This window comes from Campylobacter concisus (genome assembly GCF_003048835.2).
GTDB lineage: Bacteria > Campylobacterota > Campylobacteria > Campylobacterales > Campylobacteraceae > Campylobacter_A > Campylobacter_A concisus_D.
In genome coordinates this window covers 948,117-966,775 of record NZ_CP060705.1, presented here as the reverse complement: position 1 = coordinate 966,775, position 18,659 = coordinate 948,117, and the positions used below count along the sequence as shown (strand labels likewise).

General features: G+C 40.6%; 17 protein-coding genes and 1 tRNA gene. 14 read left to right on the top strand and 4 right to left on the bottom strand.

The genetic code is table 11. The annotated features are described in order from the left end of the window. Positions 1-39: 39 nt before the first annotated feature. Genes CVT08_RS04820 through CVT08_RS04800 form a run of 5 tightly spaced genes read left to right on the top strand, consistent with a single transcriptional unit; the run spans position 40 to position 6,902 of the window. Entirely contained in the window at positions 40-2,073 is a 2,034-nt protein-coding gene (locus CVT08_RS04820) for an ATP-dependent helicase (RefSeq protein ID WP_107856178.1), read from the top strand. 53 nt (positions 2,074-2,126) lie between these two features. After that, positions 2,127-3,323 carry an efflux RND transporter periplasmic adaptor subunit gene (locus tag CVT08_RS04815; RefSeq protein WP_107856177.1) on the top strand — a complete coding sequence of 399 codons (1,197 nt, stop codon included), beginning with the start codon at positions 2,127-2,129 and terminating at the stop codon, positions 3,321-3,323. Then, positions 3,324-5,252, top strand: a complete 1,929-nt coding sequence (locus CVT08_RS04810) for a MacB family efflux pump subunit (RefSeq protein ID WP_107856176.1) — start codon at positions 3,324-3,326, stop codon at positions 5,250-5,252. Position 5,253: 1 nt separating this feature from the next. Beyond that, positions 5,254-6,609: a TolC family protein gene (locus CVT08_RS04805; protein WP_107856175.1), complete on the top strand. Its 1,356-nt coding sequence runs from the start codon at positions 5,254-5,256 to the stop codon at positions 6,607-6,609. Then, on the top strand, positions 6,594-6,902 hold the full coding sequence (locus tag CVT08_RS04800; protein ID WP_230855960.1) for a hypothetical protein: 309 nt from the start codon (positions 6,594-6,596) through the stop codon (positions 6,900-6,902). The genes CVT08_RS04805 and CVT08_RS04800 overlap by 16 nt, the downstream gene beginning before the upstream one ends. Before the next feature lie 957 nt (positions 6,903-7,859). On the opposite strand, the gene CVT08_RS04795 is transcribed toward CVT08_RS04800, so the two are convergent. The 4 genes from CVT08_RS04795 to CVT08_RS04780 are packed head-to-tail and all read right to left on the bottom strand — an operon-like array spanning position 7,860 to position 10,392. Further along, the gene (locus tag CVT08_RS04795; protein WP_107856997.1) at positions 7,860-8,357 is read right to left on the bottom strand and encodes a SixA phosphatase family protein; all 498 of its coding nucleotides are present in this window, start codon (positions 8,355-8,357) and stop codon (positions 7,860-7,862) included. Then, positions 8,354-9,166, bottom strand: coding sequence for a ferritin-like domain-containing protein (locus CVT08_RS04790; RefSeq protein ID WP_107856998.1), 813 nt, complete (start codon positions 9,164-9,166; stop codon positions 8,354-8,356). Before CVT08_RS04790 ends, CVT08_RS04795 begins: the two co-directional genes overlap by 4 nt. Beyond that, positions 9,153-9,728: a rhomboid family intramembrane serine protease gene (locus tag CVT08_RS04785; RefSeq protein ID WP_107856999.1), complete on the bottom strand. Its 576-nt coding sequence runs from the start codon at positions 9,726-9,728 to the stop codon at positions 9,153-9,155. Before CVT08_RS04785 ends, CVT08_RS04790 begins: the two co-directional genes overlap by 14 nt. Next, positions 9,712-10,392 (bottom strand): NlpC/P60 family protein, encoded by a 681-nt coding sequence (locus tag CVT08_RS04780; protein ID WP_107857000.1) that lies wholly within the window; start codon positions 10,390-10,392, stop codon positions 9,712-9,714. The genes CVT08_RS04785 and CVT08_RS04780 overlap by 17 nt, the downstream gene beginning before the upstream one ends. 139 nt (positions 10,393-10,531) lie before the next feature. Between CVT08_RS04780 and murA the strand changes: the two genes are divergently transcribed. The 9 genes from murA to speA all read left to right on the top strand — a co-directional run bounded on the left by murA (position 10,532) and on the right by speA (position 18,651). Next, on the top strand, positions 10,532-11,800 hold the full coding sequence (murA, locus tag CVT08_RS04775; RefSeq protein WP_103567538.1) for a UDP-N-acetylglucosamine 1-carboxyvinyltransferase: 1,269 nt from the start codon (positions 10,532-10,534) through the stop codon (positions 11,798-11,800). A 2-nt stretch (positions 11,801-11,802) separates the two neighbouring features. Next, a complete protein-coding gene (locus tag CVT08_RS04770; protein WP_107857001.1) occupies positions 11,803-12,963 on the top strand; it encodes a molybdopterin molybdotransferase MoeA in 1,161 nt (386 codons plus the stop codon). A gap of 50 nt (positions 12,964-13,013) precedes the next feature. Beyond that, positions 13,014-13,088 (top strand) — tRNA-Gly (locus tag CVT08_RS04765). Between the two features lie 65 nt (positions 13,089-13,153). Continuing rightward, positions 13,154-13,960: a flagellar basal body P-ring formation chaperone FlgA gene (gene flgA, locus CVT08_RS04760; protein ID WP_107857002.1), complete on the top strand. Its 807-nt coding sequence runs from the start codon at positions 13,154-13,156 to the stop codon at positions 13,958-13,960. Further along, on the top strand, positions 13,957-14,508 hold the full coding sequence (locus CVT08_RS04755) for a UbiX family flavin prenyltransferase (RefSeq protein ID WP_107857003.1): 552 nt from the start codon (positions 13,957-13,959) through the stop codon (positions 14,506-14,508). The genes flgA and CVT08_RS04755 overlap by 4 nt, the downstream gene beginning before the upstream one ends. Continuing rightward, a complete protein-coding gene (gene coaD, locus CVT08_RS04750) occupies positions 14,505-14,975 on the top strand; it encodes a pantetheine-phosphate adenylyltransferase (RefSeq protein ID WP_012001782.1) in 471 nt (156 codons plus the stop codon). The genes CVT08_RS04755 and coaD overlap by 4 nt, the downstream gene beginning before the upstream one ends. A 1-nt stretch (position 14,976) precedes the next feature. Continuing rightward, positions 14,977-15,564: a dTMP kinase gene (tmk, locus tag CVT08_RS04745; protein ID WP_107860956.1), complete on the top strand. Its 588-nt coding sequence runs from the start codon at positions 14,977-14,979 to the stop codon at positions 15,562-15,564. A gap of 28 nt (positions 15,565-15,592) precedes the next feature. Further along, entirely contained in the window at positions 15,593-16,819 is a 1,227-nt protein-coding gene (gene hisS, locus CVT08_RS04740; protein WP_107856740.1) for a histidine--tRNA ligase, read from the top strand. Then, positions 16,816-18,651 (top strand): biosynthetic arginine decarboxylase, encoded by a 1,836-nt coding sequence (gene speA / locus CVT08_RS04735; protein WP_087581652.1) that lies wholly within the window; start codon positions 16,816-16,818, stop codon positions 18,649-18,651. Before hisS ends, speA begins: the two co-directional genes overlap by 4 nt. Positions 18,652-18,659 lie beyond the last annotated feature (8 nt).

Below are 18,659 nucleotides of genomic sequence, written 5' to 3'. Positions count from 1 at the left end.
AAGTAGCTATAATTAGACCTTTTTAAAAAAGAGGAAGACATGCCCTTATCTAGGTTAAACAAAGAACAATACACCGCCGCAACTGCGCCATTTGGACACAATCTCATCATCGCTTCAGCTGGCACTGGCAAGACTAGCACCATAGTCGCACGCATAGCTCATCTTTTGAATTTAGGCGTTGCGCCAGAGAAAATTTTGCTTCTAACCTTTACAAACAAAGCAGCCAGCGAGATGATAGAACGTTTAAATAGGTATTTTGATAAACAAATCACCTCAAAAATCACCGCAGGCACCTTTCACTCGGTCTCATTTTCGCTTTTAAAAAGTCTTGATAAAGGCGTCACGCTAAAGCAGCCTAGCGAGCTAAAGACGCTTTTAAAAAGTCTTGTTGAGAGGCGTAAATTTTACCATTTAAGCGACGTCAAGCCTTACGGCGGAGCCTATCTATACGACCTTTATTCGCTATTTCAAAACAGCGAGCAAGGCACAACTTTTGGCAAATGGATAAGCGCAAAGAGCGAAGAGCAGGGCGTTTATGCTGAAATTTATGAAGATGTCTTAGAGGAGTTTGAGGCCGAAAAGGCTAAATTTTCTTACGCTGATTTTAACGACCTTCTTATAAAAATGCGCGACGAGCTAAAAAATGGGGCAAATTTAGCTTATGATGAAATTTTGATCGACGAGTATCAAGATACAAACACCCTTCAAGGCAGCCTCATAGACGCATTTAAGACAAAGAGCCTATTTTGTGTGGGCGATTTTGACCAGAGCATTTACGCATTTAACGGCGCAAATATCGAGATCATAGGCTCATTTAAAGATCGCTTCCCAAACGCAAATATCTACGCTTTAAATGTAAATTACCGCTCAAGCTCAAGCATACTTGCCCTTGCAAACAAGGTCATAAACAACAATCCAAGGCTTTATGAAAAGCACCTCACAGTTAGCCGCGAGGGAAATTTTAAGCCTCCAAGGTTGCTTGTCTATAACGAGCTTTTTGACCAGTATCAAAATATCGCCGATATCATCTCATTTTCGCCATTTAATAGAGAAAATATCGCCATAATTTTTAGAAATAACTCATCAGCCGATGGCATCGAGGTCGCGCTAAAAGAGCGAGGTATCGGCTCAAAGCGAAAGGGTGGGGTGAGCTTCTTTGAGAGCCGCGAGATCAAGGCGCTCATCGATATCATGGGAATTTATGTCAATCCAAAAGATATAATGGCATTTATCCACATCTGCGAATACGCAAAAGGCGTTGGTAGCGCAGTTAGCAAGGAAATTTTTGACGCACTGCTTAAGCTTGGGCATGGAAATTTGATAAAAGGGATAGTTGAGCCAGACGAGAGCGTAAATATCTCATCAAACAAAAGGCGAAACTACCAGCTTGGCCTTTTTGACGACCTTGATGAATTTGCCGAGGTTTCGAGGTTTTCTAAACTTGGCTTTAGCGATAAATTTCTAGGACACCCTGTGCTAAAACTGCAAAAGCTAAGCGAGAGTGGGGCACAGTTTTTATATGAAATTTACAACTTTTTAAGAGGCATGAGAAATATCTCAAAGCCAGCCACGATGATAAATGAGATAAAAACTAGCAAAATTTACTCGTTAATCGTCGAAAACATCAGCACAAAAAGGGCAACTCTAAAAAATGGCAATGTTGATCTCGCGCTCAAAGAAGAGGTCAAAGAGCGCATAATGGCAAAGAGCGTGGTACTAAGCGAGCTAGCTAAAAAGTATCAAGATATCAGCAAATTTTACAACTTCTTAGCCCTTGGAAGCAACGAGATGAGCGAAGGGCAGGGCGTTAGCTTGCTTAGCGTGCATGCGAGCAAGGGGCTTGAGTTTGACCAAGTTTTCATAGTAGATCTCGCGCAAAACCGCTTTCCAAATTTAAAGCTAATGAGCATGGGCGGCAGCCTAGAAGAGGAGAGGCGGCTCTTTTACGTAGCAGTAACAAGGGCTAAAGATGAGCTTTATCTAAGCTATGCAAAATACGACAAGATAAAGAAGGTCAATTATCAGCCAAGCAGGTTTTTGATAGAGGCTGGCATGGCAAAAGAGGAAGCTTAAAGAGTATTTACTCTTGTGAAGTAGAATTTACCAATTTTTTACAAAGAGAAGCGATGAAAAAAACTAAAATTTTAATAATCCTGCTTATTTTAGGCGTCGGTGGATACTTTGCCTACGATAAATTTTTTAAGGCAAAAGATGAAAAGGTGGAGTTTATCACCAAAAAGGCAAAGAAGGGCTCATTTAGCAAAAAGGTCGATGCGACTGGAGAAATTTTCGCCACCGAGCTAATCGACGTGGGAGCTCAGGTGAGCGGTCAGATAAAAAAGCTCTATGTTAAGCTTGGAGATCAGGTAAAAAAGGGCGATATGATCGCAAGTATCGATAGCTCAACCCAGCAAAATAGCATCGATAATAAAGAAGCTCAGCTTGCCATCTACAAAGCCCAGCTAGAAAGCGCAAAAGTGGCTCTAAATATCGCTAAAACGCAGTTTGATAGAGAAAATGCACTTTTTGCCAAAAATGCCACCTCAAAGCAAGAATTTGAAAGCGCAAAAAACACATATAGTGCAAATAGCGCAAAGATAAAAGAGCTTGAAGCGCAGATCAAGCAGACAAATATCGAGCTAAGCACCGCTAAGATAAATTTAGGCTACACAAAGATCACCGCTCCAAGAGACGGCACTGTTGTAAGCGTGCAAGTTGAGGAGGGTCAGACTGTAAATGCCAACCAAACTACGCCAACTATCGTAAATATCGCTAATCTTAGCCATGTAAAGATGAAGATGCAAATAGCAGAAGGCGACATCACAAAGATCAAAGTCGGCACGCCTGTTGAGTACTCGATCCTCTCTGAGCCAACGAAGAAATTTCAAACGACTGTTAGCTCGATCGACCCGGGGCTTACCACACTAAGTGATGGTAGCTACGGCTCAAGTAGCAGCAGTAAGTCTTCATACTCAAGTAGCTCAAGCAGCAGCTCGGCGGTTTATTACTACGCGCAAAGCATCGTTGATAATAAAGATGGTATTTTAAGAATAGGCATGACCACACAAAATGAGCTTTTAATAGCAAACGTCGAGGACGCCATCATCGTACCAAGCATCGGCATCAAAAAAGATGAAAACGGCACTTTTGTCTATCTGCTAAAAGATGGCAAGCCAGTAAAAACAGCGGTCAAAACTGGCATAAAAGACAATCTCGATACACAGATCATCAGCGGTATAAACGAAGGCGATGAGATCATCACATCTCAAGGCTCATCAAGCGAGATCGCTAAGATGATCGCAAAAGAACATAAGAAGTTTTAAGTGATAAGCCTAAAAAACATCACTAAAAGCTTTAAGCTAGGCGACAATGAGATAGAGATCCTGCATGGCATAAATTTAGAGATAAAAAAGGGTGAGTTTATAGCCATCATCGGTCAGTCTGGCTCTGGCAAATCAACCCTGATGAACATCCTTGGCTGCCTTGATAGCCCAAGTGGTGGGCAGTATCTGCTTGATGGCAAAGACATATCAAAATTTGATAGCGACGCACTTGCTAAACTTAGACGAGATAAATTTGGCTTTATCTTTCAAAGATATAACCTGCTTAGCACGATGAATGCTCTTGAAAATGTGGCGCTGCCAAGCATCTACGCAGGTGCAAACAAGAGCGAGCGAGAGAAAAGAGCTAATGAGCTTCTTGGCTCGCTTGGACTTAGCGAAAAAGCGAAAAATTTACCAAATAAACTCTCAGGCGGACAACAGCAAAGGGTCTCCATAGCAAGGGCGCTTATGAATGGCGGCGAGATCATCTTGGCTGATGAGCCAACTGGCGCGCTTGATAGCAAAAGTGGGTTAAGGGTGATGGAAATTTTAGTTGATCTTTACAAAAAAGGCCACACCATTATCATCGTCACGCACGACCCAAAGATCGCAGAGTATGCGAGTAGAGTGATCGAGATAAAAGATGGTAACATCGTAAGTGATAATGTAAAAAATAGTGAAATTTTTGAGGCCAAAAAGCAAACTCAGCCAGAAAAGAGCAAATTTACCTACTATAAAGACCAGCTCATAGAGAGCTTTAAAATGTCGGTAAATGCGATGCTAGCGCACAAACTAAGATCGCTTTTAACGATGCTTGGCATTATAATTGGCATTACAGCGGTAATTAGCGTCGTAGCCCTTGGCAAAGGCTCGCAGGAGCAAATTTTAGCTGGTATCAGAAAGATCGGCACAAACACGATCGATATCATGCCTGGTAAAGGCTTTGGCGATATGCTCTCAGGCAAGGTAAAAACGCTCTCCATAAGCGATGCAAACATGCTTGCTAAGCAGTCCTTTTTAGACTCAGTCACGCCAAATACAAGCACCTCAGGCGTGCTAACTTATGAAAATATCTCGCTAAGTGCGAGCTTAAAAGGCGGTGGGGTAGGGAGCTTTGACGTAAATGGGCTAAAGCTAGAAGAGGGCAGAATTTACGATGATGACGAGGTTTTAAACTCAGCTTCAGTCGCACTAATCGATCAAAACACCAAAAATAGCATCTTTAAAAATGATGATCCTATCGGCAAGATCATACTTTTTAACAAAAAGCCACTTCGCATTATCGGCGTTTTGCAAAAGGATGATTTTAAGATGGGCGATTCAAGCACGCTTAAAATTTACGCTCCATACACGACCGTGCTAAACAAGGTCACTGGAGATAAATTTATAAGCTCGGTCACCGCCAAAGTAAATGAGGGCGTCAATGCGCAAATCGCCGAAAAGAGCCTAAGCGAGCTTTTAGAGATCAAGCACGGCAAAAAGGATTTTTTTACAAGAAACTCAGACAGTATCAAGCAAACGATCGAAGAGACCATCTCAACCATGCGCCTTCTCATCTCAAGCATAGCCGTCGTTTCGCTCGTAGTTGGGGGTATAGGCGTCATGAATATCATGCTAGTCTCAGTCACCGAGCGCACCAAAGAGATAGGCATAAAAATGGCGATCGGAGCCAGACAGAGCAACATCTTGCAGCAGTTTTTGATAGAGGCGGTGCTACTTTGCCTTATCGGCGGAGCCATCGGCATCGTCCTATCCTACGCGATAGGCTACATCTTTAACAACTTCTTAAACGGCTTTAGCATGATCTTTTCAAACGGCTCGATCGTGCTTGCACTTGTCACATCGATGGCGATTGGCATCATCTTTGGCTACATGCCTGCCAAAAACGCCTCAAAACTAAATCCAATAGATGCGCTTTCAAGGGAGTAATATGAAATTTCTAAGCCTAGCTTTAGTGCTCGTTTTAAGCGGTTGCGCTGTTAAAAATATAGATGAAAACTACAAGCAAATTTTACTTGAAGATAACGCCAGCCGTGAGCTAAATTTAGACACTTCTTGGTGGAAGCAGTATGAGCAAAGCTATCTTGATGAGCTTGTAGCGCTTGCGCTTAAAAACAACACCGACCTTGCAAAAGCTGCGATAAATGTAAATAAAGCGCTCGCTCAAGCTGGCGTTTTGCAGGCAAATTTCATCCCAAGCTTTAATGCTGGTTTTGAGGCCGGAAGTAGCAAAAACATAAAAGAGGGCGGCGCTTCTAGTAGAAGTTTTGGCTCAAGCATAGGGCTTAGCTACGAGCTTGACCTTTGGCAAAAGCTAGCGAACAGCAAAGACGCAGCGATGTTTGAAGCAGATGCTAGCAAATTTGATCTGGAAGCTAGCAAACTAAGCGTCATAAACTCCGTAGCAGACGCTTATTTTCAAATTTTATATCTAAACGAGAGCATAAAAACTTATGAGCAAATTTTAGAAATTTATAATGAGCTAAATAAGATAGTTGGGCTTAAATTTGAGCTTGGCAAAGAGGAGGCGCTAAGTCTAAAGCAGATAAACTCACAGCAACTAAACGCTCAAAATAAGATAGAAAGTGCCAAAAAAGAGCTTGTGAATGCTAAAAAAACGCTTAGGATTTTGCTAAATGAGAGGCCAGAATTTGAGCTTAAATTTGAAGGTCTCACACTAAGTCCAGTTAAAAGAGTGGGTGTTGATCTGGATGTGCCAACAAGCACCATAGCAAACCGACCTGATCTAAGAGCGGCCATTTACCGCATAGAAGAGGGCATCTTAAACTACAAAGCGAGCCAAAAAGAGTTCTATCCGACCATCACGCTAGGAGCCAGCCTCAAAAGCAGCACCAACAAAAAAGAGGAAGCTTTCAGTCTTAAATTTCTAAATGGCAACATCGCTTTGAATTTGCCATTTTTAAACTACCACAAGCTAAAGTCAAATTTAAAGGTTAGCGAGGCGAATTTTGAGCTTGCAAAGCTAAACTACATAAGCACACTAAATAGCGCATTAAACGAGATAGACGCATTTTACAAAGGCTACTTAAATGACGAAGCACTACTTACAAACTACCAAGAGCAGATAAAAAACTACGAGGAAATTTCAAAAATTTACGAGCTAAAATACTCTTACGGAAAGGTAGAACTAAAGCAGTTTTTAGAGGCTAAAAATAGCGAACTAGAGGCCAAAATAGGGTTACTAAAAGCAAAATACACGCTTTTGCAAGATGAGCTAAATATTTATAAAGCGATGGCTGGCAAATTTAATTGGATCAAAATTTAAACACAAATGGTGCTAACTGCGAGCAAATTTTACTTAGCGATAGAGCGTCCGCTTGCTTTTTGTTTTCAAAGGACTCTAAATTTCTAGCTTTTTGTGAATGGACGGCAGATAAAATGCAGATCGTAAAGATAGTGCGCCTAGCTGATATGAGCATAAAAACCAATAACAAGCGCCAAAGAGTAGTGGAATTTCTCTCATTTGATGACGGCGTGCTTGAAATTTTAGACTCACCGATCTTTATGCCCAAAAACTATACACTAGATATCCGCACACTTTTTAACGATAAAATTTAATTCACGCACTTTATCTTTAAAAATAGTTTTCAGGCGTGTTTTCGCGCTAAATTTAAATACTAGCTCTTAAATTTAGCACGAAAGATCGCTCAAATCTAAAAATTTAACGCAAAAGACAACTCTTTGACATACAAAAACAATTTTTTAGTTTTATAAGTTGCATTTGAATGGCAAAATTAACCCCTTACTCCAAAATTTAACGCGCAATTTCAATATTTGGCGCACAAGAACAAAAATCATGCATTATTCTTATTTTACTGCTCTTAAATTTAGCACGCACATGATCACCTTATCAGTTTTTTGGAAAAACACTCGCTTTGGATTAAATTTGCCTCCAAAATGCCAGCTTGAGCAAGTGCTTTATTTACATTTATCGCGGCTTTTCAAGGTCGTGCTACTTTTTAGAGCAAGAAGCACAAGCGCTCAAGGTAACTCTCGCTCGCCATTTTCAAAATAGGGTAGATCAAATTTTAAGTTATGTATAAGATAAATGTAAATTTCACAATTTTTGAAAAAGTGTAAAATTTAACTAATTTTCTTACAAATATTTTTACACCAAATTTAATGGATAAATTTAGATCACACAAAAGATAAAATGCAAAATATAGCCAAATATAGTCATTTAAAACTTTTAAAAGAGCAGAATAAAGATTTTAAAATATCAATTTGAAAATTACAGTTTTCAATACAAAATATATAAAATACCTTGCATTTTACCTTTTATCATATTTTGGCATTGCAGTTATGGTTGATTTTAAATTTGTTTTTATGTTTGGTGTTTTGAACTTGAAATGGTTAAATTTTAAAAATTGGTAATATGAATTTGAATTGGAGTGATAAATTTTAAAATTTGAGTAGAAAATGTTTTTGGTTCAAAAGCAAAACTTGCATTTGAAAAATCAAATCTTTATGCCTGTGTCAGATCACAATAAATGAATTTGCGATTTTTTCTAAAACTTATCTTTGATGTTTCTTTGGGTGGTCAAAGAACAAAGCTTTTGCGCTGCCCTCTTTTAGTTCTTTAAATTTACACTCAAACTCTATACAAAAAATGCCTGAAGTTGGGATATTATCGATCGATGAGTCGCTTAGATATTCGCAAATTTCAGTTATGCTTGGATTGTGCGTGATGATGAAAATTTCATCTAAATTTTTATCTAAATTTCTTACAAACTCCAAAAGATCTTCAAAGCTTATGTCGTAAAGCTCATCTTTTATCTCTATGGATTTTTCTTTAAATTTTAAAGTTTTAGCGATGATTTTTGCTGTTTGCTCGCTTCTTTTAGCGCTACTTGAAAAGATAGCTCCTGGCATCACATCATACATTTTTAGCCTGCTAGCCATAAATTTAGCGTCTTCTTTTCCTTTTGGGCTAAGCTCTCTTGAAGCGTCTTTTGCGCTGTCTTTGTTCTCATCGACTGCTTTTGCGTGCCTTATGAAGTAAATTTTGCTCATGATCTCTCCTTTGAGAAATTCTTTATCCAACTAAGCTCTTCCTCGCTAAAACCTGCCTTTAAGCGGTCCTTTTCGTTGATCTCTCTAATGCTTTTAAATGAATTTGGATATAAATTTAATATGATGTCAAAGTAGCTTTTCTCATTGACGCCCTCTTTTTTACAGGCAAATTTAAACCACTTATCGCCCTTATAAACGTGAGAAACTTCCTCTTTTAAGATGACTTTTAGACACTTTATCAGCTCCTCATTGCCACCCTCGCCCTCTAGCCTTTTAATGATGTGAGCGTTTGCGTCAAGGCCGTTTGCCTCCATATATCTTGGTAGCAGTGCCATGCGGCTAGTGAGCTTGTCTGAAGTCTTTTGAAGTGCGATAAAAAGGCCGTCATGCACGCTTAGCTCGCCGTATCTGCCGCCTTGTTTTGTGAGTAAATTTTCTATCATGCAAAAGTGCCTGATCTCATCCTCAGCTACCTCCAGCCAGTCCTCATAAAACTCCCTTGGGAGCCCTCTAAATCTATAACAAGCATCAAGCGCGATGTCAATGGCACTAAACTCGATGTGAGCGACTGAGTGGATGAAATTTAGGTTTTTATCTTTTGGCTTTACCTTTTTGTTTAGCTCTTTCATACTAACGACGTCACAAAATTTAGTGTAGCATGGGGTAGTTAGCTCATTTGGCGCAGAAATTTCATCAAAGCAAATATCCAAATTTGATCTAAATTTCTCGTAAAACAGCTCAAATTTTAAAAATTTAAGCCCCACGTCGCCTTCGTTTAAAATGTCCCAGATCTCATCAAAAAATCTCATCTGCTCTCTTTAAGTAAAATTTAGCGTACAAACAGCCAATCCCCCAGCCTATAAAGTGCGCATACCATGCGACATTTATGCCCATAAATAGCGGCAAAAAGCTCATGGCGACAACGATAGCAAAGTAGCCAAACCACGCCTTTTTATCAGAGTATAGCATCGAGGTCGCCAGCATACCAAAGAGCATACACAAAGCGCCGCTTGCACCGACTAAATTTATAAATTTCTCATTTTCAAATGCAAAATATATATAAATAAAGCTTAAAATTTGCGTCAAAACTCCACCAACGATATAAAAAATGATAAATCTTTTCGTGCCAAGATATAGCTCGCTCATCGTGCCCACTTGGTATAAAAAGAGCATATTCATGAGCAAGTGACCTGCGCCTGCGTGCATAAAGATAGATGTGAGAGGCTGAAATAGATAGAGTTTTTCTAAAAAATAGATATTTAAGCCAAGCGCGAGCCATAACTCACGCGAGTGCAGAAAGGTGGCACCAAAAAATGCAGCTAAATTTAAAAGGATAAGTGCAAATGTAGCTGGGCTACTTAGCTTTGCCATATCCAGCAAATCTATTTGCCGCAAGGCAGCTAGCGTTTGAACATCTTACGACGTAGCTGTTTATCTCTTTGTCGCCCTTTAGATGCGTGTTTTTTTGTTTTAAATTCATATAGCTGTGGATGATCCTACCGCCAGAGTTGTGGATAAATTTCACCGTCTCGTCTGGGAGTATAGCTGTTACGATGCCAACGTGAGTAACATTTTTCTTGTCTTTATTTTTTTGTATGCCTTTGCCAAGAGTGTTTGAAAAGAAGATAAGATCGCCTTTTTTTGGATTTTTATGAGTGATTAAATTTTGGCTTTCATAGAAGTTATAGATGGCTTTTGACTTCCTGCCACCCTTGCTGTAATAGTTATTGATGGTTTTTTCATCAAAATACATATTTTTATATTTTGCATTTACAATAGAGACAAAGCCTGAGCAGTCGCCCCCTGCTCTAGTGTTTAAGTATTTTTTAAAAAATGAACCAAATTCTTTATCTGCTCTGCCGTCATCTTCGTCTAAAAGCTCACTTGAAGTTTGTCTGCTAAAGTCTTCGTTTGTAGAGGCGGTTTGATTATAGTCATTTTGTGGGGTTTTAGGCTCATTTGAGGTGAAAGAACAACCTGTAAAAAGCGCAATGCAGAGTGCAAAAAATATTCTTTTATTTATTAAACTTAACATATTTTTATCCAAAATAATTAATTTTCGTAATTTTAACTCTTAAATGTAAATAAAGCGAAAATAGCGCCCTGTTTTCTTTACTCTAAGTTTAAAAACAATATAATCGGCAAAAAATATATTTTCTTAAGGCAAAAAAACAATGATGCACTATCTAAAAATAGAAGGCAATGCCAAATTAAGCGGCGAAGTAAAGATCAGCGGAGCTAAAAATGCCGCCCTACCTATCATCGCCCTAACCCTACTTGCTAAAAATAAGATAAATTTAACAAATATCCCAAATGTCGCTGACATAAAGACGCTTTGTCAGTTGCTAGTTAATCTTGGTGCAAAGTGCGAATTTAAAGATGAAAACTCACTAAGTATCGACACGAGCAGTGTAAATTCGACCACGGCGAACTACGACATCGTTAGAAAGATGCGTGCTTCTATCTTGACGCTGGGTCCGCTTCTAGCGCGCTTTGGACACTGCGAAGTGAGCCTGCCTGGTGGCTGCGCGATCGGACAAAGGCCAATAGATCTGCATCTAAGCGCACTTGAGAAAATGGGCGCAAATATCGAGATAAAGCAAGGCTACGTTGTCGCAACCGCACCAAATGGCCTAAAAGGCGCAAAGATAGTTTTTGATAAGATCACCGTAACTGGCAGCGAAAACATCATCATGGCAGCGGCCCTAGCGCACGGCACGACAGAGCTTTTTAACGTCGCACTTGAGCCTGAAGTGGTGCAAATTTGTGAAATTTTGGCAAAAAGTGGCGTAAAGATAGAAGGCATCGGCACGAGCGAGCTAAAGATCACTGGTAGCGGTCAAAAGCTACTTGAAATTTGCGATATCGAGGTCATCCCAGATAGGATCGAGGCTGGCACATACCTTTGCGCTGGAGCTATCACAAATAGCAAAATTTCAGTCACAAGGGCGAATGCTGCGCACATGACAGCCATTTTAAATAAATTTGAAGAGATGGGCTTTGGTATCGAAGTGGATGGCGATAAGATCACGATTTTGCCGACAAATGAGATAAAACCAGTCGAGATAAGAACGACTGAATATCCTGGCTTTCCGACCGATATGCAGGCTCAGTTTATGGCGCTTTGTCTAGCAGCAAATGGCGTTAGCACGATAGATGAGAGGCTTTTTGAAAACCGCTTTATGCACGTTAGTGAGCTAGCTAGGATGGGCGCAGATATCCGCCTAAACGGTCACATCGCAAGCGTTTATGCCCCTGCAAATTTAAACGCAGCTGATGTCATGGCGACAGATCTTAGAGCGAGCTCAGCGCTGATACTAGCCGCTCTTATCGCAAATGGCGAGAGCTTGGTGCATAGAATTTACCACCTTGATAGAGGCTACGAGAGGCTTGAGGAGAAATTTAAAAGCCTTGGGGCAAAAATAGTTAGGCTTGAGGAGTAAAAATGCTAGTAAATGACGCACTTGAGGCTTTAAGGGCTAAATTTAGACCAAAAAATGAGAGTGAAATTTTACCTCTTAGCGAGGCTCTTGGCAAAACCTTAGCAAATGACGTGATAGCGGTCAAAGACCTGCCCTGCTTTGATAACTCAGCGCTTGATGGATTTGCGGTTAAATTTGATGAAAAAGATGAGCCTTATAAGATCATCGCAAGTGCCTTTGCAGGCGATAAAGAGCAGCTAAGTATCGGCAAAAACGAGTGTGTGAAGATAATGACTGGCGCAAAGATGCCAAAGGGCTCTGACACGGTCATGAGATTTGAAGATTGCGTAGTTGAGGGCGAATTTGTGAAAGCACCAGCTAAGCTTAAAAAAGGCGAGGCTTATCGCTTTAAAGGCGAAGAGACAAAGGTTGGTGAAATTTTACTAAAAAGTGGTGAAATTTTAAACACAAGAAGCGTGATGATGCTTGCAGCTCAGGGCATAAGCTTTATAGAAGTTAAAAAGCAACCTAGTGTTGGAATTTACTCAAGCGGAAACGAGATCATCGAGCCTTGGCAAAGAGCGAGCGAGGATGAAATTTACAACGCAAACGCACTTGGCATCGCTGCACTTCTTAGCTCAATCAGCCAAAAAAGCTCATATCTTGGCATCATAAAAGATGAGCTAAGTGCCGTAAAACAGGCATTTTTAAACGCTGAAAACTACGACATCGTTATCTGCTCTGGTGGAGCGAGCGCTGGTGAGGCTGACTTTATGAAGATAGCCCTAAGCGAGCTTGGATATAACGAAATTTTCTCACACCTTGACATAAGACCTGGCAGACCTTGTAAGGCTTACGAAAAAGACGGCAGACTTGTTTTTATCTTGCCTGGCAACCCTATGGCTGCTTATCTTTGCACGATGATGCTTGTTTTGCCACTTCTAAAAAGCGAATATTTTGTGACACAAAAAGCTATAAATAGTGAAAATTTAAAGGTAAAATCAGGCAGAGCAAATGCTGTTTTTGGCAATGTAATTGATGGTAAATTTATAGCAACTGACGGCGGAAAATATGGCTCAGGCATGATAAATCATATATTAAAGAGTGATTTTGTGTTGATAACTAGCCCTGATCAAGGTGAAATTTTACAAAATAGTGAAATTTCACTTATAAAGCTTCCATAATCCTTGACAAATGAAAAACAATCTGATAAAATGCGGACTTCATTTTGATTGCGGGAATAGCTCAGGGGTAGAGCACAACCTTGCCAAGGTTGGGGTCGCGAGTTCGAATCTCGTTTCCCGCTCCATCTTTTTTATACTCATTCTTTTATTTTCCACAAAACTTTTTGCAAATGAAGTCAGCATCTATCCGATGTATTGCGTCGTAAATGATCAAATTTCACTCAGTACTTTTGGCTTTGAAGGCGAAGACAATGAAATTTTAAACTTAGAGGGCAAAAGAGCTGCCAAGATAGATAGCAGAAAACTCTATGAAATTCTAACAGCAAATTTTAAAACATATAATGACAAAAGCGGCGGTAGCGTGGCTTTTGTGAAGAACTGCTCTATCATGGATGAAATTCAGATGCAATTTCTAAGAGAGATCAGCAACGAGTACCCAGGTATCAGCGTGAGCGATCTTAGCATAAGCCCGCAAAACAAACTCCCTGCAAATTTTAAAGACTTAGTCTTTAAAAATATCTTCTTAAACGACCAAAATAGCCAAAAAGGCGTTTTTAGAGCCTCATTTGAGGATGTTGATCTAAGCTTAAAGAGCCTTTACTTTAAATTTAGCTTTAACGCAAAAATGCCAGTTTTTATCGCTATAAATTCTATGAATACAAACCACATCTTAAGCCTACTTGACTACCAACCAACGATGATCGAGTTTAGCAAATGGCCACGTGACGCGCTTTTTGGACTTAGCGCCTCAACGCTTGTCACAAAAGTGCAGATAAGAAGCGGAGAAATTTTAACCAAACGCCAGTTTAACGCCATAAGCTTAGTAAAAAAAGGTCAAATGCTAAACGCCGTCTTAAGCGAAGGTGGCGTCAAGATAATTGCCGAGGTAAAGGCACTTGAAGATGGAAATTTAGGCGATATGATAAAGATAAGAACAAGAGAAAATAAAATTTTAGAGGCCACAGTTTCAGGCAAAGATGAGGCAGTTATAAGATGAAAAAAGTAGTTTTTGCAGCCACCGGAGCAAGCGGAGCTGGGCTTTTTCTAAAGCTAGTAAATGCCGCCAAAGATAGTTGCGAGGCGCACGTCATAGTTAGCAAAAACGCCCTGAAAGTCTTGGAGGCTGAAGAAAATTTGAGGCTAAATTTAGATGATCTTGGTGTAAAAATTTATGATGATCAAGACCTTAGCGCAGGCCCTGCTTCTGGCTCGTTTGGCACGGAGGCGATGATCATAGCGCCCTGCTCTACCAACACGCTAGCAAAAGTTGCAAACGGCATAAGCGACACGCTCATCACAAGAGCCGCAAGCGTCGCGCTAAAAGAGAGACAAACCATAGTTTTGGGCGTTAGAGAGATGCCGTTTTCTGCGATCGCACTCTCTCAGATGCAACTGCTCTCATCTCTTGGAGCCATCATCGCACCACCAGTTTTAGGCTACTATGCAGGCATAAAGAGCCTTCTTGATATGGAAAATTTCATCGTCGGCAAGTGGCTTGATGCCTTAAAAATCGAAAATAATCTTTACAAAAGGTGGCAAATTTGAAAAAATCTTGCATCTATCCAGGGACCTTTGACCCCATCACAAACGGCCATTTAGACGTTATCATAAGGGCTACAAAAATTTTTGACAAGGTAATCGTCGCAGTTGCAAAAAGTGACAGCAAACAGCCGATGTTCGCACATGAAAAGCGCATCGAAATGGCAAAAGAGGCAGTTTGTGAGCTAAAAAACGTAAGCGTGCTTGGTTTTGATAATTTACTCGTTGATTTTGCTAAATCTCACGGCATAAACACCGTCATCAGAGGGCTTCGCGCGGTTAGCGACTTCGAGTATGAGCTACAAATCGGCTACGCAAACGCTGCGCTTTGGGACGAATTTGAGACGGTTTATCTTATGCCAAGCTTAAATAACGCCTTCATCTCAAGCTCGATCGTCCGCTCAGTCTTGCGCCACGACGGCGACGTGAGCAACCTAGTGCCAGCAAAAATTCTAAAAAATTTAAAGGCGTAAAATGTATGTTTTGTTTGAAGGCATTGATGGCGTTGGCAAGAGCACGCAGATAGAAATTTTAGCTTCTAAATTTAGTGATGCCATCGTCACAAAAGAGCCAGGTGGCACGCAGCTTGGTGTAAATTTACGTGAAATTTTACTAAGCTCAAACATAAAAATAGGCAAAAGAGCTGAAATTTTACTCTTTTTAGCTGATAGGGCTGAGCATTTTGAAAAGCTGGTCGCTCCAAATTTAGGTAGGCTCATTTTAAGCGACAGAGGCTTTATCTCGGGCATTGCCTACGCTTTGGCAAATGATGAAAACTTAGATGAAAGCGTGCTTTTAGAGCTTAATAAATTTGCATTAAATGATAAATTTGCAGATAAGATCATCTTTTTTGAAGCAAGCCATGAGCTTATAAGCTCGCGCTTAAAAAATAGAGGCACAAGCGATAAGATCGAGGCTCGTGGGCTAGAGTATCTTTTAAAAGTGCAAAGCCTGATGAAGCAAATTCTTATAAAAAATGGCTTTGAAACACTTTTTATAGACGCGTCTAAAAGCATAGAGCTAATTTCAAAAGAGATAGAAAATTTTATAAATTTTAAGTAAAATCACAAAAAATAAAAAGGATAATGCGATGATAACGGCACTTCGTGGCATGAAAGATATGCTTCCAGCTCGCGCGAAACTTTACGCACAGATAATCAAAACCTGCGAGGAAGTCGCAAAAAACTACGGATATGAGCAAATTTTGACCCCGCACCTCGAGGAGACGGCGCTTTTTAAAAGAAGTGTCGGTGAGAGTAGCGACATCGTGGGTAAAGAGATGTATCAGTTTGAAGACAAAGGCGGCAACGACGTTTGCTTGCGTCCTGAGGGCACAGCTGGCGTTGTTAGAGCGTTTATCGAGGCGAAGCTTGACAGGGCAAACGCTATAAAACGCTGCTTTTATCATGGCTCGATGTTTCGCTACGAGCGCCCACAAAAAGGCCGTTTAAGAGAGTTTCACCAGTTTGGCTGTGAATGCTTTGGCGAGGGCAGCGTCTATGAGGATGCGAGCATTATTTTGATGGTGAGCGAAATTTTTAACAGACTAAATATAAAAACTACATTAAAAATCAACTCGCTAGGCGACGAGAGCTCGATGAAGTCTTACAAAGAAAAACTTGTAAAATTTCTAGATGAAAACGACGATAAAATTTGCGAAGACTGCAAAAGACGTAAGCTTTTAAACCCTATCCGCGTGCTTGACTGTAAGGTTGAGAGCTGCCAAGGAATTTATAAAAATGCCCCAGTTATCACAGATAGCCTAAGCGATGAGGCGCAGGCTGATTTTGCAAAACTGCAAGAAATTTTAACAGCAAATGGCGTTAAATTTGAGATAGACACTAAGCTCGTTCGCGGCTTAGACTACTACTGCAAGACGGCGTTTGAGTTTATAAGCAACGAGATCGGCTCACAAAGTGCAGTCGCAGGTGGCGGCAGATACGACAGGCTTGTTGAGTATCTTGGCGGTAGAGCAAGTTACGGCGTTGGTTTTGCGATGGGCGTTGAGAGGATAATGGAAATTTTAGGTGAGGCCCAGGATGAGCGAGCTGGAATTTATCTTTGCGCGCTTGATGCGGCAAATTTAGACTTTGTCTATAATCTTGGCTCAAAACTTCGCAAAAAATGTCAGGTCGAAATTTCATACGAAGCCAAAAAACTTCAAAAACATCTGCAAAATGCCGACAATAAAAATGTAAAAATTTTCCTTTGCGTGGGCGAAAACGAGATGAAAGAGAATAAAATTTGGTATAAAAATTTAGAGACCAAAGATGAAAAAACGATAAATTTAGATGAGCTTGAAAAGGAGCTGGGATGAATGATTTTGGACTTAGCATTTGGGGCAATTCAAATTTTGTGATAGAAGACGGCAAAGTCTGCATAAACGAAGCTAGCAAGCCAGCGATCATCGACATCGTAAAAGAGATAAGAGACGATGGCTACAGAGGTCCACTGCTGCTTCGCTTTCCGCACCTTATCCAAAAGCAGATCGAGCAGATCCACGCAAGCTTTGCAAAGGCAAAGAAAGAATTTGCCTACAAAGGCAGCTTTAACGCCGTTTTCCCGCTTAAAGTAAATCAATATCCAGGCTTTGTAAAAAATCTAGTTCGCCTTGGCAAGCCCTATAACTACGGCCTTGAGGCTGGTAGCAAGGCTGAGCTACTTCTAACTATGGCTTATAACAACGACAAAGCGCCTATAACGGTAAATGGCTTTAAAGATAAAGAGATGATAAACATAGGCTTCATCGCCGCAGAAATGGGGCATAACATCACGCTAACGATTGAGGGCTTAAACGAGCTTGAAGCGATAATCGCCATCGCAAAAGAGCGCTTTAAACCAAAACCAAAGATCGGACTTAGAGTGAGACTACACTCGACAGGATCGGGGCTCTGGGCAAAAAGTGGCGGCATACACTCTAAATTTGGCCTAACATCAACCGAGCTAATAGAAGCTGTAAAGATGCTAAAAAAGGCAAATTTGCTTGAAAACTTCACGATGATACACTTTCACATCGGCTCTCAAATAAGCGAGATCCACCCTCTTAAAAAGGCACTCATCGAGGCTGGCAACATCTACGCTGAGCTTAGAAAAATGGGCGCAACAAATTTAAAAGCGATAAATTTGGGCGGCGGTCTAGCGATTGAATACTCGCAGTTTAAAGAGGAGAGCAGCAGAAACTACACGCTAAACGAATACGCAAACGACGTTGTTTATATGCTTAAAACCATAAGTGAGCAAAAAAAGGAGATCGAACCAGATATTTTCATAGAGTCAGGTCGCTACATCGCCGCTTCTCACGCGCTTTTGGTGGCTCCTGTACTTGAGCTTTTTTCTCAAGAATACACCGAAGAGAAGCTAAATTTAAAGAAAAATAATCCAAATTTAATAACCGAGCTAGTTGATCTTTACAAATCAATCAAGCCTTCAAATGCCCTAGAATACCTGCACGACGCCATCCATCACACCGAGAGCATCCTCACGCTCTTTGATCTAGGCTATGTCGATCTGCAAGATAGATCAAACGCAGAGGTACTTTTAAGGCTCATTAGCAAAAAAGCTGTCGTGATGCTTGGTAATAAGAGCAACTCAAGCGATCTAACTAAAATTCAAAAAGAGGTTCAAGAGAGATACCTGCTAAATTTCTCGATCTTTCAAAGCTTGCCAGACTTTTGGGGGCTAAAGCAAAATTTCCCTATCATGCCGCTTGACAGGCTTGATGAGCGCCCTACCCTGCCAGCTTCGATCTGGGACATCACCTGCGATAGCGACGGCGAGATCAGCTATGATGACGAGAAAAACCCACTGCTTTTGCACGATGTGGATGTGGAGAAGGAGGATTATTTCTTGGGATTTTTCCTAGTTGGAGCGTATCAAGAGGTGATCGGCATGAAGCACAACCTCTTCACTCATCCAACAGAAGCCACGGTAGAGATAACAAGTGATGGCTACAAGGTCACAAATTTACTAGAGAGCCAGTCGATCCTTGATATCATGGAGGACATGGACTACGATATCTACGAGATCCAAGACACTTTAAATGAGCGCTTAGAAAAATCAACTCTGATAAACGAAACACAAAAGAAGCAAATTTTGGGCGAACTTTATCTATTTTTAAATGATAATAGCTACTTAAAGACAATCAACTAAAAAGGACA